We start from the raw sequence: 16,559 nt of genomic DNA on the forward strand, positions 1-16,559 counted from the left end.
GTATATACATATATAGGTATATACGCTATTTAAGGGTGGTTTTGTAAAATTAAATTTCAAAGGTTCGAATCCCCCACTCTCTACTGTATAAAACTCTAACTAATTGTAAATCAATAATTTAGAGTTTTATTTTTTTAATCAGGGGCGAATTCAGGGGCGAAATATCCAAGTTTTTACCCCCTGCCGTTGAATTCAAATTACGTTTTCCAGTTTTTTCCATTGTCTGGAATTTGCCAAATAATAAAAATTTTGTAGTAAGAACGAATTATCTTCAGCATCAAATTTTTTTTAATACAACAATAGGGTGGGAGTGACCTGGAAATTGAAAAGGACGTAATTTTTAAATTAACCATTTACTTTACCCCAGACATTCCAAAACAGGCCAATGACTGCTTTTGATAAAAAAGAAATGATGATTCTATTAATGGATTGTCTATAAGTTGTTTACACTTATTTTTTCATTTAAATGCTTTAATTTTATCCAATAATTGTTTAAATTAAAGTATCATTTTAAACAATTAAACCATGAAATTCCTCATAAAACTTTTCCTCGTTTCCTTTGTTTGTACCGTGGCTATGTTCGGAGCCCTTGGAAGTGATAACGAATGGCCTGGCCTAATTGTCGCCATTACCGTTTGGGTATGGTTTATCTATTCTCTATCCAAACCAAAAGAACGGAACACGGATAAAACGATCAGGGAGCTGAAGCGCCGAAATGAGGAACTCATGAGGAAACTGGAACAAAGAGGTTACTGATTAAAGCGAACATTGGGCTCATTAGTTTTTGACATTCACAAAATCCAAATAGGCGAAAGTTCCCAACTCATCCAAGGTCCAGTTTCAAACCCTCGATTTCCAATTCTTTGATATGCATACCGGCCAGAATCAAGTCATCTCCTTCAATGGCTTGCAGGATCTTTTCTATCAGCTCAATAAGCTTTTTACCTTTTTCCAATCTTTCGAAGGGAAAGGGATCCAGGTTTTGAGCGATTAACAGGTTGATTTTCTTATCTATCTGGATTTGCCTGTTTTTCAATTGAATTATAACCAACGAGAAGTCTTTCATTGTTTATTATATTAACATTTAATAGTCAATAATTTAAATAAAAATAATTTACAAAATCAGTAAAACCAAAAATTGTTTATCCGGATTGCCCCAAACTGTAATCTGTCAAATGAGGTGTTTAACGGGTACTGGGTGAAATTTTATGTGCATCTCCGAGCAATATCAATAAGAATATATTTAGAAGAGTGAAAAAAATCAGATATGGAGCAAATTTTTCCACAAAAAGGGTCGATCAGCTTAGAAATGTGAAGGCGATTTTCCATCTGGCAAAATTGGGAGTGAAGGCAGGTGAAATCGACAGACTCATTGACTCGCTTGAAAGTCCAAGGGTTGGATTGAAAAATGGGGTGGAATACCATTAACGGGAATAGTCAGAAAAATCTAAATTCCTATAAAATCGTTATATTTGAAAAGACTTAAATACTGATAAAGATGGAAACAATTGCCGCCAGAAAATATGCGATTATAGAGAAGGTTATGCACTTGAATGAAGAAGAGCTCACTGAATTAGAAAGCTCTTTGATTAAGTTCTCGGAAAGTCCTGTCAGCGTTGAGCAATACAACCGCGAAATGGATGAAGCTGAAGCCGAAATGGACCGGGGAGAATTTTACAGCCAGGACGAAGTAGAGAAAATGGCTAAAAAATGGTGAAAGGTAATCCTGTAGAGAGTTTTCCCAACCAACGACCTACGGTATCCTGGACCAAAAGTGCTTTTATTTCACTTCAAAAAGCTTACGAAAAAATTAAAGAAAACTCTCCTACGAGTGCTGAGAAAGTGAAAGACACCATTCTTTTCATGACCCGAAAATTGGCGGATCATCCTGAGAAATACCCGCTGGACAAGTTTAAGAAAGACAACTCAGGAAATTACCGGGCTTTTGAAAAATACTCCTATCGGGTAGCTTATCGCCATACTGCCCATGAAATCAAAATTCTGCGGTTGAGGCATGTAAAACAAGAACCTAAGTCTTACTAGTATCCCGCCAAGTATTCTGATTCAGGATAAATTATAGCTATGATGGGCATGAGGACTGAGCGTTAAGAAACAGTCCGGTGGACTGTTTTAGCGAAGGGCCGGGCTGCAGGGTGGGTTAAGTCCCTACTTCAGGACCTGCCGGAGATAGGCAGTAAACGTACCGACTATATTTACGACCTGATAAGCGGCAATGTAAATGCGGTGATCTACCAAAGCGGTCATGAGGATCAACTGATCCACCGATATCGCTACGATGCCGACAACCGCATAGAGGAAGTAATGAGCAGCACAGATGGATTTGTATGGAGCACAGATGCCACCTACTTCTATTATCCCCACGGCCCGCTGGCCCGGGTAGAGCTGGGAGAATACAACGTACAGGGGCTGGATCACTACTATACCCTACAGGGCTGGCTGAAGGGGGTGAACACCCCGTATACCGGCGATCCCGGGGGCGATGGCGAAAACGGCCTGCGTACCGGAGGGGATGCCATGGCCTTTTCGCTGGGCTATTTCCAGGATGATTATACGCCGATCGGCAGCGGTATCACGCTCTCCGATACGCGGGACAACCTATGGACCAGGTACCAGGACGACCGGGGTACGACCGAGGCAAAAGGCTTATACAATGAGGACCGACCGTTAAGAAATGATCCCTTTGGATCATTTTAGGGAGGGGCCAGGATGCAGGGTAGGATTTATGTAAATTTAATTTAAAGACGGTTTTTCGATTGGGAAAACGTACTTCTAAAAAACTACCATTACCGTGTCTGGATGAGCACCGACCTTCCCAGCCTGGGCGAGTCCGACCGCATGCAGGCCATGGTCTATGGCTACGATCAGCTTCACAGAATCGTACGGGCCAGAAGCCTGAGTACCTATGGCCAGAACGGGTTAACCAGAAGTAATCCCGACGACAAATATGATACGGATTACACCTATGATCCTAACGGAAATTTATTAACTTTAAAGCGTAAAAATGGGGAGGAGCCAACGGGCACCCTGGATAATTTGACATACAGTTACTACGAAGAGAGCAATAAGCTGAAAAACGTAGATGGATCAACTACAAAAAACTATACCTACGACCAGATCGGCAACCTTGTCAGCGATACAGAGGAAAGTATTACCAATATAAAATGGACGCCTTATGGAAAAGTAAGAAAGGTAGTCAAAGACGACAATTCCGAGGTTAGCTTTCGTTATGATGCATCGGGAAATCGGATTGCCAAGATCACCGATAGTGATACAACTATCTATGTTCGTGACGCTAGCGGAAACGTAATGGGTGTGTACAATAACAAAGCCCTAAAGGAACAAGCCATTTATGGCAGTTCCAGACTTGGTTTGGTTAATTACGCTTCCAAAACAGGATATAGAAGTCTTGGTGGCAAAAAGTACGAACTTACAAACCACCTTGGAAACGTCCTTGCGGTGGTAAGTGATAATATCCATCTTGACCAGGACTCAACCTGGACGACAGCTATCAACACCACGGATTACTACCCGTTCGGTTTAGCTATGGATGGTCGTACGGTCCAGGACAGTACGTACCGCTATGGGTTCAACGGCAAGGAAGAGGATTCAGCTGGAGAACTTCCCGGTCGCTCAAGTTTGAAATAGAATTAATCCAAAATTGTTTGAAAGTCTTTGATAAAGTCTTCATTATAAATATTTTTGTATTCTTTCCTGAAGTTATCAAAGACTTTTTTTGCCAGGGAATGCTTTCCCAAGTGTGCCAGGGCTTTGCATTTTAACATCATTGCCTCCTCATTGACCAGGTCAAAATAAGAGATGTAGTTGGCAATTTCTATCATAAACTCAGGATCTTCTGCAATGTCCATGGAATTGGCAAAATGAATGTATATATCAATAACCTCATTACTGATTTCAGCCTTAAAGCTATCCAACCACTCATGTTCAAGATTGGAGAGAAAACCTCCCCGGTGGACAATTGCGATTAGCTCCTGAATGATACTTTTGTTCAGGATGCTTTTGTCCTGTACGATGTGATGGTATTTTAGGTAATCCACTCCAATTTTGGTGGGGTCCGTGTTTACCTTCCAGTATCCCGTTTCTTTAGAAATATGGCAGCCATCTACTTTGGCGAGAATAGCTTTTAATTTTGCGATGTTAACCGATCGGTTGTTTCTTGCACTTTCTGCCGTTTTGTCAAACCAGAGCAAATCTTTGAGCTTTTCCGAACTGATGCCCCTTTCCCACCTGATGGTAAAAAGCAAAATGACCAGGAATAATTCCCGTATAAGTGGGGTAAAGTTTTTGGTGATATCATTTCCTTCACTGTCAAACATTTGGAATACACCAAACAAGTAAATGATATTTTTGCGGTCTGGTATAAGCCCTTCATCCAGACTGGATATAGGTGAATTGGGATTTGACTCCATTACGGAAGCCTGACCCGTACTTAATTTCATTCTGCTGACGTATAGGACTACACCAACTAAACCAACCAATCCAGCAACTAGCAGTAAAATGTAATTCAACCCATATCCCCAGGAAGGTTCCTCCTTTTGTGCCAAAGGAAGTGGTGGGTTCGCGATGGAATATATCGCCACCTCCGTTTGGTTGTCTGTATTGTGAAATAGGGTAACTGCAAAAAACCGGTCCAGATTGGGGGAATAAAATAAGTCGGCAAAGGCGTTGATATCATAAAACTTATAAGGAATTTTATTTCCTACCAGGGAATAATCTGCAGAATCGAGAGAACCTTTTATGAGCTGAAGATTTGAATTGAACAGGTGTTTGGAAAAATTCAGCCCGTAATAGGTGCGCGACTTTTCCTGAATAATCAGTGAATTCGCAAAAACAAATTCCTCGTTTTTAATTTTCAATTCAGTAATTTTCTCAAAGGTTTTATCCTTCACATTAAAATATAAAATGTCGTAAAGATTTGTTGGATTATGGATCTGCTGTCCGGTTTCGGTCCCATACCCCCCCAGAATGTAGGCGCCGCTATCCACCTGACCCAATGCAGAAAGATACCTGGGTACAAAGGAATCAGAAGAAGGCATTATTGAATCCCATGTTGCGGTTGGGATGTGATATCGTTTCACCTTATTTTTGTATATAAAATGTCCATAGCCGCCTAATAGGTAAATAGAACTATCCTGTCTGGAATAGAATTTATTGAATTGCCAATTATCAGTGATACGCTCAGGAGGATCAAAATTTTTGTCCCAATTACGGGTTGCGTCATCAAAAGCTGCTATTTTTTGCTGATCCAGATAAATGGTGTATAGTTGCCCTGTATATTGATTAAATAATGACTGGTTGCCCCGCAAAAGGTAAAGTCTTCCCGATTCGTAGGGAGTATGCATCATTTGGTTATTGGCGCAGGAAAAGCTGATCAAAGAATCTAACCCGACAAAATGGATCAGCTCCTCACTTTCCTCGAAAGCAACACTAATCGGCCCTTCTATTGAAAAACTTTTGAGCAACTTCCATTCCATCCGCATTTTTTTTAGCCACAAGGGATTTTCCACCTGCCCATCCTGGCCCTCAATATTTTCCTTTGCCATTGTCCCGGTATATTCATCCAAAAGCCACTCGTATCTAAGGTAATCCCCCTCATGTATGGATATATTCCTGATATTCATCGGCGGAACATCGGTGGTTTTAAATTTGGGATAGTCATTGGACCCGAACAATATTTTAAAACAGCTGTTTTTTTCAAAAGATAAAGGTTCCGTTTTTTTTATTCCTAAAAAGGAATAGGTGAGCAGCCGATTCTCTAAATCAAAATCAAATGTAAACTTAGCCCATTGGTTAAAGATTCCTGTATTTTCTAAATCAAAGGAATGGGGCGCAGCATTACCTTGGTTTATAATTACAAGTTGACTGCCATCTGGGGAGGTCAGGTTACTGATTAAATCAAAATTTTGGTTTCTTTGATTGATGATGCGGAAGATATAACCAAAATATTCCAATTGGTCAGGTTGAAAGGAGATGTCAAAAGACAACTGAAAATTATTGTCAAAACATAGGGTCTTACCTGGGCTTAGGTCCAATCCGGTTCGCAAGTCCTGAACGGCCTCGCTACTTGCAAATGATAAACCATAATATTGGCCTGAAATGGGGCCTGAAAAACTAAAAACTATAAAAATTGGTAAAAGATACTTTTGGAAGCAGGATTTCATTTTGTAGGTCAATTGAATCACAAGACTAGCCAGCTTGAGTCCTGTCTTATTATTTGTTTTTGCAAAGTGTCATGTGAAGCCTTAATCTATGGTAATCCGGTGCGTCTTTTGAGCTATTTCAGAGTAGCAAAAGCATATATATCCAGGGTTATGCTCGTTTTTTGCTCCTTAATCTAACTCAAAAACCACAGCCCCATTTCACGTCATCCATGCGTTGACATGACACCAGTTTATTTTCAATGACAATATGGTAACATTCCTCTTGTCTGATTACTTTTTATTAAGTTAATAACTATATGGCATTCCAGCAGCATCTGATCCGGTAATTGGGAAAATTTAATGGTTGAATCTGCATTTTATCCTCATCCTGGTACCGTTTGTTAACAGGCTGTAGAGGATAACACTATGGCGTAAGTTAATAAAATTCTCATTTCAACCTTGTTATTTTTTGGTGCCACCACCTTACATTTTTCTCTTAATAATTGGTAGTCAACGGGATACTTTTAATTCTTTTTGTGAAAGAATTAGATAATAATCGTCTATTCACTTACCCATTAATATACCATTAATCTTTTTTTAACCTGCTTGTTTTTAATTGCAGCTGTTACAGGCCCTGCTTTTCTCTAAGGAGTTTTTGGAGCTTTGATCCGCCATATAAACACAAATAACCAAAAATATTAACCTAAAAACACCTCTCAAATGAAAGCACAAAATTTCACTCCCTCTCCAAATCGGCGAAATGTTTTAAAAATGCTGGCAATGGGTTCAACGGCTGGCTTGTTTGGACTTATGGACAGTGCTGAAGCAAGGGCTTCCACCTATGAAACACCAGCCTATCAAAAAGGAGCAGCTCCTGTCACCATTACCCGGGTCAGGGCAATCACCACAGCACCGGGTGGATCAAATCTGGTTATAGTAAAAGTGGAAACTACGGAACCTGGCTTGTATGGTTTGGGCTGTGCCACCTTTACCCAGCGGGCGGCAGTGGTAGTTCCGGCAATTGATATTTATCTCAATGATTTTTGTTCCGGAAGGGACGTAGACAATATTGAAGATCTGTGGATGTCTGCCTATGTAAGTTCCTATTGGAGGAATGGCCCTGTTTTAAATAATGCACTATCAGGTTTGGATCAAGCCTTATGGGATATTAAAGGAAAACGTGCCAAAATGCCTGTTTATCAGTTACTGGGTGGAAGAAGCAGAATTAATGTAGATACCTATATCCATGCCAGTGGTAAAACTGTCGAAGAAATAGCGGAAGAAGTTCAGAAATTTATGGATCAGGGCTGGAGGCACGTGCGTATACAGCAGGGAGGATATGGAGGTACAGGGACATTTGGAAAAGTTGTTCCGGATTTTAAAGCAGCAGGTTATGCTAGGGAAACAGATGGATATTCTGACCAGGGTGAATATTTGAGACGCGTACCAAAAATGTTTGAACACGTCCGCAAGACCTGCGGGGAAAAAGTGGAACTTTTGCATGACATGCACGAACAGGTAGAACCCATACAAGCCATCAATATGATCAAGGAATTGGAGGATTATCGCCCTTTCTTTATAGAAGATCCATTTTCTCCTGAGAATATGGGATGGTTTAAGCAACTTAGGACCACGACCAGCGTGCCGCTGGCGATGGGGGAATTGTTTAACAACATCAACGAATTCAGAGACCCGATGGTCAATCAGCTCTTTGACTTTATTCGGTGTCACATTTCCCAGATAGGAGGCATTACCCCCGCCATGAAAGTAGCACGTTTGGGTGAATGGTTCAATGTAAGGACGGCCTGGCATGGGCCAGGAGATACTTCCCCAGTTGGCCATCAGGCCAACAATCACATTGATTTGGCAGTATACAATTTTGGAATACAGGAAGGGCAGTTTTTCAATGCACGTGTTCAGGAGGTATTTCCAGGAACACCGCTTATGGAAAATGGCTATTTTACTGTAAGCGAAAAACATGGTTTGGGAATTGACATCAATGAAACTGAAGCGGCAAAATATCCCATCAGGCATAATGGCATGGGTACCTTGCGCAAAGGAGATGGGACCATCATTAAGCCTTAAAAGCGGTACTTATCTGACCTCAGGTTTCCAAAGCTTACTGGTAAGTTTATCCGGTCGACCCGGTGGAAAAGAAGCGACCACTACTCAAATTAAATTAACTGATTCTACCCATGAGAAAAAGAATAATTTGGATTGCAAGCGTCCTGTTTATTGGTTTTTGCCTGTTATTTTTCTGGCCTGATCAACCTGATTCACTGGTTGCGGGGACAGATTGGCCCACCTATGGGGGTAATAAAAAAGGAAACAGGTATTCCCCCCTAGACCAGGTTGATACAGAAAATGTACACAACCTGGAAATAGCCTGGATGTACAATGCCGCTGTCACCAGGGAGGGGGCTATCCAGTGCCAACCCATTGTCATCGATGGAATTTTGTATGGGACCACTCCTGAATTGAACCTGTTTGCCCTACACGCTGATACCGGTGAAGAGATCTGGAAATTCCTACCCGAAAAGGATGATCGGCCCCACCAAAGTAGGGGATTGATGTATTGGGAAAATGGAGAAGATCAGCGCATTCTTTATACCGTTGGTGCCGGATTGTACGCAGTAAATGCAAAGACCGGCAAAGCAGTGCAGGATTTCGGGAAAAATGGAAGAGCTAACCTCAAAGATGGCCTTCAAACAAATATGGATCATGATGTCAGCAAACTGTCTGTCAATGCGACCAGTCCCGGTGTAATTTATCAAAACACACTAATAATAGGGTCTGCTACATCAGAAGGCGGAAATGCCGCACCTGGACATATCAGGGCTTTTGACGTGCTCAGTGGAGAATTGGTATGGGTTTTCCATACCATTCCACAACCAGGGGAATTTGGCTACGATACATGGCCAAAAGATGCTTATAAGAAAATCGGGGCAGCAAATAGTTGGAGTGGCATGACGCTGGATGAAGAGCGGGGAATCGTGTTTTTTGGAACCGGTTCACCCGCTTCGGATTTCTATGGTGCGGACCGGCAGGGAGCTAACCTGTTTGCCAACTGTATCATGGCATTGGATGCCCTGACAGGAGAAATGAAATGGTATTATCAAACCATTCATCACGATCTTTGGGACCGGGATCATGCCTGTCCACCCAATCTTGCTACAGTAAAACACAATGGTAAAAACGTCGATGTGGTCGTACAGGCGACCAAAGATGGTCTGATCTATGTGCTTGACAGGGAAAATGGCACCTCCCTATTTCCGGTCGAGGAACGGCCGGTTCCAACAAATGGACTTCCAGGTGAGCAGCCGTATCCCACACAGAAATACCCGCTAAAACCTGCCCCTTTTGCCAGGCAGGTATTTACGGAAGATGATATTACGGACCTTTCTCCCGAAGCCCATGCCTTTGTAAAGGAAAGATTTCTCCAAATTAAGACAGACAATAAGTTTGCCCCTCCCAGTACCGATGGAACATTACTGTTTGGTTATAGCGGCGGTGCACAGTGGGGAGGCAATGCCATTGATCCAAATGGGGTCTTGTACCAAAATTCCAATGAAGAACCCTGGGAGCTGGTGATGTCTGAAAGGAATAATATAGTAGCAAACAAAGGACAAAGTCGACCAATAACTCAGGGAAATGCTTTATATTTAACACATTGTGCCTCCTGCCATGGAAAAGTCCGCAATGGAAGTGGTCCCGAATTGCCATCGCTCATTGACATCAACAAAAGGATGCCTTTGGATGAGATAAAAAATCTGATACAGAAAGGGGGAAGCAGAATGCCTTCATTCCATTACCTTTCTGAGAAAGAAAGGGACAGTATCCTTGGATTCATTACCCAATCCTCCGCAGATACCATCATGGTAATGACTCAGCCGTTGGCAAAAGGGCTCGATGAACCTGATTCTGCTAATGGATTTCCATACATTCCTGCCTATGTCAGTAACCCCTGGAAGCGGTTTACTGATAAGGATGGCTATCCGGGTGTAAAGCCACCTTGGGGCACATTGAATGCTATTGACCTGAATACCGGTGAATACTTGTGGCGTGTTCCGCTGGGCGAATATCCTGAACTTGCCGATAGGGGTATACCCAGCACAGGGACCACCTCTTATGGGGGTCCGATAGTTACGGCCGGAGGCCTGGTTATCATTGCAGGCACCAAAGACGAAAAAATAAGGGCTTTTGATAAAAGTTCCGGTAAAATACTTTGGGAATTCCAGCTTCCTGCCGGAGGCTTTGCCACACCCATTACTTACGAAGTAGATGGCAGACAATATATCGTAATCGCAGCAGGAGGGGGGAGAGAGCAGAAATTGGGTGGCAGTTATATCGCATTTTCATTAAAGTAAGCATTTAATCTTCCGTGAAATGGGTAATAAAATTAAAATCAGACATTTCTCCTTCCTCATTTTTGTGGTGTGGACTAGTATTGCAGTAAATACCAAACCTCCTGAAGCAAAAATTTCTAACGGACTTCTGACCGCCCAGATCTATCTCCCGGACCCTGAAACCGGATATTACCGGGCCTCCCGGTTTGACTGGTCAGGGGTCATTTCAAGTTTGCAATTCGACGGGCATGAATATTTTGGCCAATGGTTTGAAAAATACGACCCTAAAATAAATGATGCAATCATGGGACCGGTCGACGAATTTGGCCCCTTGGGTTATGAAGAAGCAGAGACGGGAGAAACTTTCATAAAAATAGGGGTTGGTGGCCTGCGTAAAGTGGAAGAGGATGGATACAGATTTATGTTTACCTATGACATTACCAACCCGGGGAAATGGACGGTTACTCCTTTTAAAGACCGGATAGAATTTATCCATAACCTCCAAGATGATAACGGCTATGGTTACCAGTACACTAAAACAGTAAAGTTGGTAAAAGGAAAACCAGAAATGCTGCTTAGGTATAGTTTAAAAAACACTGGCACGAAACCCATAAATACTACAGCCTACAACCATCATTTCTTTGTATTGGATGGGGAGCCCACTGGGCCTGATATTAAATTTACTTTTCCTTATCACATCAGTGCTCCTGACAAAGGGGAGGGCATTACCCGGGGCTTTGGCACCTTGGCAAATATCAAAGGCGGGGAGATCAGGTTTGAAAGAAGCTTAATCAAAGGCGAACAGGTATACAGCAGCGGGTTGCAGGGATTTGGAAGTGATGCGGCGGACCACCAATTTACCCTGGAAAATAGTAAAACCGGAGCCGGCGTAAGGGTGAGGGGGGATAGGCCATTGGAGAAATTGGTTTTTTGGGCCAATCCATCCGCATACTGCGCTGAGCCTTATATTAGGTTAAAACTCTTACCCGGAGAAACAGTGTATTATCAAAATGAATATACATTTTACTCGTTTGAACCGGGTAAGAATTAATTCACTAAGGTCTTATTGGTTTCTGGGGACCAAAACCGCCTTCCCCATGAAACCATCGGGTAGCCTGCCCTGTGAGCCAGAGGTAATAATCTGAATCCAGGCTTTCTTCAATACCCATAAATTTGCCGCTTCCATTTAGCGGAACCTCATCTTTTTTGAGGCATTTGAAAATGGCCGTACCTTCGTCTACTTCATCAAACATGGCCACATACAAAGACCTGGCCCCGGCTTGTTTTGCTCCGGCTACCTGCTTCCACAGAAATTCACCTTCATTTCGTGGAATCTGATCGTACAAGTCCGGATCTGACCTCAGATTCCCCCAGGTAAAACCGGGAAAAGCCAAAGGAATATAATCCACATTGTTGTTTTTGCACCATTGCAAATCCGCAGATAAAACCCCTCCTGAAGTGTTGGCATAACTTTCACTGTTGTATCTGCCCACAGCCCAGGGCATGATTACATCCACTTTTTTGATCAGGTCATGCAAAGCTGTGGAAGGAGTAGTATCTCTGTTCAAAGTTCCCCAATAATAAGGTACACCTAGCATGATGGATACCTTATTTTCCGGTCCTTTCAGCTGCCCCACCAAGCGATCTACATCTTCAATCGTATACTTTCTATTGTCATTAAAGCCTACACCCCAGATGGTTACCAATGGTTTTCCATTGTGTCTTACATAGGTGGGGTTTTCTTCATTATCAAACAGTTTGAACTCTGCTTGCAATGCTTCCCAATCTTGGTTCAGGTACGCCACATCTTCAGGAGTACTACCACTAAGATCGTACATTACACTAATTGCACGATCGTATTTTTTAGCTGCTTTTAGGGCATTGGAAAGTACTTTATTGAAGTGGCGCTTCCCTTTTGCATTCCCTTCTTTGATTTCAACCACAAAACGTTGCATGTGCACGCCGTCGATTCCGTAGTCTTTCATCCATTTAAAATGAAGGTCCACGCTCTCTTCGTCATAGGGACTGTAGACAAATGCAGGAGAACCATCCTGGTGTCGAAAAGCAGTCTCATATGTTTTTGAGTACTCTTTTACTTCAGGCCAGAAATCTATAGTAGAAAAACCGGGTTCAAATTTCCCTGCACGCTGGTAATGGTACCAGCCCCTGTCTGAACCATCACCCTCTGCGGCAAACCATCCCTGGTATCCGGCCATAACCAGCTGATCCAAAGAGGTGTAAAGTAAGCCTGTTTCATCATAAACGATCTCAGTCACCTCAGCAGGTTCATCCGGGTCCTGGGGCACTGATGCTGCCTGATTGTTGATGCAGCCTGCTGAAAATATACAAAGGAGACTTAAACTATTAAATAGGTTTTTAATCATGGTGTTTTAAACGTAATCTGGATTGAAAAAACAATTCCCACCGATAACAAAGTTGAGGTGGGAATTGTATAGGAAATTAAATGGTAAATCTCACTGCTGGGCCATAGTTATATTTGGCTGAGCCGGCGCTACTCACTGCACCTATCCGGAAATAATACGGATTTCCCTGCAACAAGGTACTGGAGTTTGCATCCAGGTCAATGCTAAGAGAGAAAGTTTCTGATGGATCAGTAAGCCGGTTGATATTACTTTCCACTCTTGAGGTAAGCGTCATGGGGTTACCGACGTTTGGATTGGGGTGAACATAAAGGCCAATTCTGGAAACTTCCTGCGTAGAAGTCTGTTCGATCCTAAAGGTGGCCGTAACCGTAGAACCAACCCTTTCTATCACGGGATCTATAATCCTAAGATATGGGGTAACCAGGAAATTCAATTCGGTTCTACCCTTGATCTCCATTGACTCAATGGGAGGAATATCATGGAAATTACCTCTCACGGCACGTACGAGATATTCTCCTGAAAATATCTGACTGTTTTGATAGGTTCCGTCACCTTTGCTTACTAAGGTTTGTGTAACATTGGTCTGGTCTTCTACCCAGCCCTGTTCGATTAGCTCAATCACAGTTCCGTTGATAATGTCCTGAGCCAGGGGCTCATTGGTACCTTCATCTATAAATGTACCGTAAAGTTCTGCATTTGGCTGGTCATAATTATCTATTTCGCAGGACGTTGCCATCACCAGCACGACAAAATATAGGATATGTTTTATCTGTTTCATCATGATTATTTTCAAAATTTTACTAGTTATATACCACTCGATAATATTCAATTAACCTGTTGGGTTTTGAATCACGCCACTGGCCCCGACCCCAGGAATAGACAGATAGTAGTCTCTGATCAAAAAGGTTCTGGGATTCATATTGTGCACATTGGCACGAATAAAAATATATTGAGGAGGGCTCACCCTCAGGTCCAGTACCGGCTGGAGCGCATGGGATATCTGGGCTTCAAATAGCTCATGCCTTTCTCTTCTTCTGATCAGGTCCCACCACCTCTTATTTTCAAAGGCAAGTTCTACGGTTCTTTCCCGCATCACATTGGCAATGGTTAGGGGTGTTTCAGTGGTATGCCCTGCACGTCTTCGGATATCATTCATGACTTCGGCTGCCCTTGCCTCATCCCCAAGACCGCTCTCTGCAACCGCTTCAGCATAATTCAATAATATTTCTGCATACCTGAATTCCACCCAGTCCGTAGTGCTCTGGTTCCATCCTGGAGTAACAGGATCATCACTAAGAAATTTTCTAAATGAAAAACCGGTCTTTGTATTGTTTCCTCCAAAACCGTCAAATCCGGAATAATCATTGGTAGTGGGACCACCATAATTGTAATAGGTGACACCGTCTACTTCGACTGAGCCTCCTGTTCGGATTCGGGGCGTTCCATCGGGTAATATAAAGCCAGCCTGTATGACTATTTCCTCTCCTTTCATGGAGCTTCCTGGAATAACGACAGTGGCATGTAACCGGGCATCTTTATCCTCAAAAGGAGTCCTGGGATCATCAAAATGCAGGTAGTTTTTGCTCGCATCGTAGCCATTGTAATCGTCAATGTCTCCCTCGGATGTTGTTACGATCGGTGCTTCTTCTCCGGGGTTGGAGTAGGTTTCGTACTTGTCCACCAGATCCAGCGTAGGGTTCATCCTACCCGGATGTGGCCAGCCGTTAGCCAACTGGGCAGGTGTAAACCATATATCATAATTATGACCCCTTCTGTTTCCGGGGATCGTATGTCCTTTAATAAAAATGGCTTCGTTCAGCGCGATGTTCGGATCCTGAAACATCCTCCGGTAATTCTCTGCGGCTTCCGCAGGAGTAGCAGGTGTGGGCTGAAAAAGGGAAAATACCCCAGAATCCATAATTTCAGCTGAAGCGGCAATACATTCGGCATAATACGTATCGGCATCGCTGGCAGACATACCTACATAACCCAAATCAACTGCATCGCCTGTTAAAGGAGCTTTATTCCAGAATTTTGCCAATGAAGCAGCATGGAGGGCAGCGCGGGATTTTAATGCCAATGCTACCCATTTGGTTGCCCTTCGCTCCCCATCCCAGGATTCCGGGAGTTTGGAGATGGCAATGTCCAGCTCAGATAGAATATAATCATAAGTTTCCTTTTCAGTACTTCTCTGAACTTTCAGTGATTCCGCATCGCCAAGGTATTCCTGACTTTCCTTGATCAAGGGCAATCCACCATAGCGTATGGCAATGCCGAAATAGGCAAATGCCCGAACGAAGGCCGCCTCTCCACTCAGTTTTTCTCTTTCTTCTTCCGGAATGTTGAGGGTTGGAATGGCATCTATTAGCAAATTCACATCTCGGATCAGGGAATAACCTGCAATCCAGTAATTATTCATGTTATCGCCATTTCCATTCGGTCCATTATTTAATCCACCGGCTTCCGAATGTACGGCTTCATCCGTGGATTGCGCTCTGGTCTGTCCGCCATTATTGGGCCCGCCCTGGTTTTGATTAAATCCGGAGTTAAAAAAAAGAAAATCTTCAGTTGGCAATTGATAATACAAGTTGGCCATATATAGTTTGACCCCTGCTGGTGAGCCAAAAACAGCCTCTACAGGCAGTTTATCCTGGGGCTCGAGATCCAGTACTTCTGTACAACTCGGCAAAAGGCTTACAGTAGCTGCCAGTAAAACACAATTTATAAATTTAAATACCTTCATCATTTTGAATTTAAAGTTCGATTTTCATTTAGAAATTCAGGCTTAGGCCGAGGTTGTAGTTTTTACTCAGCGGGTAAGTATAACCTGCATTAAAGGCCCCTTCTACTTTTTCCGGATCAAACTGCTTCATAAACGGATCCCTGGCATAGGTCAGTAGGTTAAAACCATTCATATACACCCTCAGGCGCTCCATTCCTAATCTGCTCAGCAGGGCTGCATTGAAGGTATAGCCCAACTCTAAACTTTTTAATCTGACAAAAGAAGAATTTCTCCTCCAAACCGAACTTTCGGCATACAGCATGCCGACATCTGAGTTTAGCCTGGTGACAGGCCATTCACCAGGTATCCATTCGCTGTCGAGGTTATAAGGATCTGCCTGATGCCACCTATCGAAAAAATAGGCTGGTAAATTACCCCTAAAGGCAAACATTTCACCGTAAACTTCATTAAACCTCATGGTATATTTTCCTGCGCCCTGAAAGTGCAGGTTGAGATCAAAACCTTTCCATTGTGCACCAAAGGTGGCCCCAAAATTGATCAATGGTGTTCCTCCATAATTAAGCGGGGTGCGCGCATCCTCTCCGTTAATGATCCCATCATTATTCACGTCTTCATACATGAAATCACCGGGAAGCTCCCTTGTTCCGCCAAGTGCACCGCCATAGACCGGTCCTTGCCAAACTTCTTCCTGACTCTGAAACTGACCGGTGACAATGTATCCTGTTTGTCGGTTACCCCATCTGCCGGCTTCTCCATTTAACCATCGGTCACGTTGGCTTTGGAAAGGAGCCCGTTCCTGATAGCGGGTCATGGACCTGCTGAAATTGAAATTTCCCCTTACATTGTATTGAAAATCATTGATCGTATTGGTGTGCCCAAGGGCGAATTCAAAACCAACCTGCCAGCT

Annotated in this window: 14 protein-coding genes and 1 pseudogene; 9 read left to right on the forward strand and 6 right to left on the reverse strand. The window is 42.9% G+C overall.

Going from position 1 to position 16,559, the window contains the following annotated elements; genetic code table 11:
* Window positions 1-525: 525 nt before the first annotated feature.
* Entirely contained in the window at window positions 526-756 is a 231-nt protein-coding gene (locus HUJ21_RS12445; RefSeq protein ID WP_291370262.1) for a hypothetical protein, read from the forward strand.
* A 67-nt stretch (window positions 757-823) separates the two neighbouring features.
* Here the strand turns inward: HUJ21_RS12445 and HUJ21_RS12450 are convergent, their stop codons facing one another.
* On the reverse strand, window positions 824-1,066 hold the full coding sequence (locus tag HUJ21_RS12450; protein ID WP_291370264.1) for a hypothetical protein: 243 nt from the start codon (window positions 1,064-1,066) through the stop codon (window positions 824-826).
* A 185-nt stretch (window positions 1,067-1,251) separates the two neighbouring features.
* Between HUJ21_RS12450 and HUJ21_RS12455 the strand changes: the two genes are divergently transcribed.
* The 5 genes from HUJ21_RS12455 to HUJ21_RS12475 all read left to right on the forward strand — a co-directional run bounded on the left by HUJ21_RS12455 (window position 1,252) and on the right by HUJ21_RS12475 (window position 3,666).
* Complete coding sequence (locus tag HUJ21_RS12455; protein WP_291370266.1) at window positions 1,252-1,428, forward strand: hypothetical protein; 177 nt, start codon at window positions 1,252-1,254, stop codon at window positions 1,426-1,428.
* Window positions 1,429-1,498: 70 nt separating this feature from the next.
* On the forward strand, window positions 1,499-1,717 hold the full coding sequence (locus HUJ21_RS12460) for a hypothetical protein (RefSeq protein WP_291370268.1): 219 nt from the start codon (window positions 1,499-1,501) through the stop codon (window positions 1,715-1,717).
* Window positions 1,711-2,043, forward strand: coding sequence for a type II toxin-antitoxin system RelE/ParE family toxin (locus HUJ21_RS12465; RefSeq protein WP_291370270.1), 333 nt, complete (start codon window positions 1,711-1,713; stop codon window positions 2,041-2,043). Before HUJ21_RS12460 ends, HUJ21_RS12465 begins: the two co-directional genes overlap by 7 nt.
* Before the next feature lie 201 nt (window positions 2,044-2,244).
* The gene (locus tag HUJ21_RS12470; protein WP_291370272.1) at window positions 2,245-2,715 is read left to right on the forward strand and encodes a hypothetical protein; all 471 of its coding nucleotides are present in this window, start codon (window positions 2,245-2,247) and stop codon (window positions 2,713-2,715) included.
* 102 nt (window positions 2,716-2,817) lie between these two features.
* A complete protein-coding gene (locus tag HUJ21_RS12475; protein ID WP_291370274.1) occupies window positions 2,818-3,666 on the forward strand; it encodes a hypothetical protein in 849 nt (282 codons plus the stop codon).
* Window positions 3,667-3,668: 2 nt separating this feature from the next.
* Here the strand turns inward: HUJ21_RS12475 and HUJ21_RS12480 are convergent, their stop codons facing one another.
* The gene (locus HUJ21_RS12480; protein WP_291370275.1) at window positions 3,669-6,200 is read right to left on the reverse strand and encodes a galactose oxidase; all 2,532 of its coding nucleotides are present in this window, start codon (window positions 6,198-6,200) and stop codon (window positions 3,669-3,671) included.
* 699 nt (window positions 6,201-6,899) lie between these two features.
* On the opposite strand from HUJ21_RS12480, the gene HUJ21_RS12485 reads away from it, so the two are divergent.
* The 3 genes from HUJ21_RS12485 (at window position 6,900) to HUJ21_RS12495 (ending at window position 11,576) form a co-directional block, all read left to right on the forward strand.
* Window positions 6,900-8,264 (forward strand): enolase C-terminal domain-like protein, encoded by a 1,365-nt coding sequence (locus tag HUJ21_RS12485; RefSeq protein WP_291370277.1) that lies wholly within the window; start codon window positions 6,900-6,902, stop codon window positions 8,262-8,264.
* Window positions 8,265-8,374: 110 nt separating this feature from the next.
* The gene (locus tag HUJ21_RS12490; RefSeq protein ID WP_291370279.1) at window positions 8,375-10,546 is read left to right on the forward strand and encodes a PQQ-binding-like beta-propeller repeat protein; all 2,172 of its coding nucleotides are present in this window, start codon (window positions 8,375-8,377) and stop codon (window positions 10,544-10,546) included.
* Window positions 10,547-10,565: 19 nt separating this feature from the next.
* Entirely contained in the window at window positions 10,566-11,576 is a 1,011-nt protein-coding gene (locus tag HUJ21_RS12495; RefSeq protein WP_291370281.1) for a hypothetical protein, read from the forward strand.
* 4 nt (window positions 11,577-11,580) lie between these two features.
* On the opposite strand, the gene HUJ21_RS12500 is transcribed toward HUJ21_RS12495, so the two are convergent.
* The 4 genes and pseudogenes from HUJ21_RS12500 to HUJ21_RS12515 form a co-directional block, all read right to left on the reverse strand.
* Entirely contained in the window at window positions 11,581-12,909 is a 1,329-nt protein-coding gene (locus HUJ21_RS12500; protein WP_291370282.1) for a glycoside hydrolase family 71/99-like protein, read from the reverse strand.
* Between the two features lie 76 nt (window positions 12,910-12,985).
* Window positions 12,986-13,690, reverse strand: a complete 705-nt coding sequence (locus HUJ21_RS12505) for a DUF3823 domain-containing protein (protein ID WP_291370284.1) — start codon at window positions 13,688-13,690, stop codon at window positions 12,986-12,988.
* A gap of 48 nt (window positions 13,691-13,738) precedes the next feature.
* Complete coding sequence (locus tag HUJ21_RS12510) at window positions 13,739-15,655, reverse strand: RagB/SusD family nutrient uptake outer membrane protein (protein WP_291370286.1); 1,917 nt, start codon at window positions 15,653-15,655, stop codon at window positions 13,739-13,741.
* Window positions 15,656-15,680: 25 nt separating this feature from the next.
* Window positions 15,681-16,559: pseudogene (locus HUJ21_RS12515) on the reverse strand (SusC/RagA family TonB-linked outer membrane protein); the annotation flags it as partial.

The organism is Cyclobacterium sp., assembly GCF_014762705.1.
GTDB lineage: Bacteria > Bacteroidota > Bacteroidia > Cytophagales > Cyclobacteriaceae > Cyclobacterium.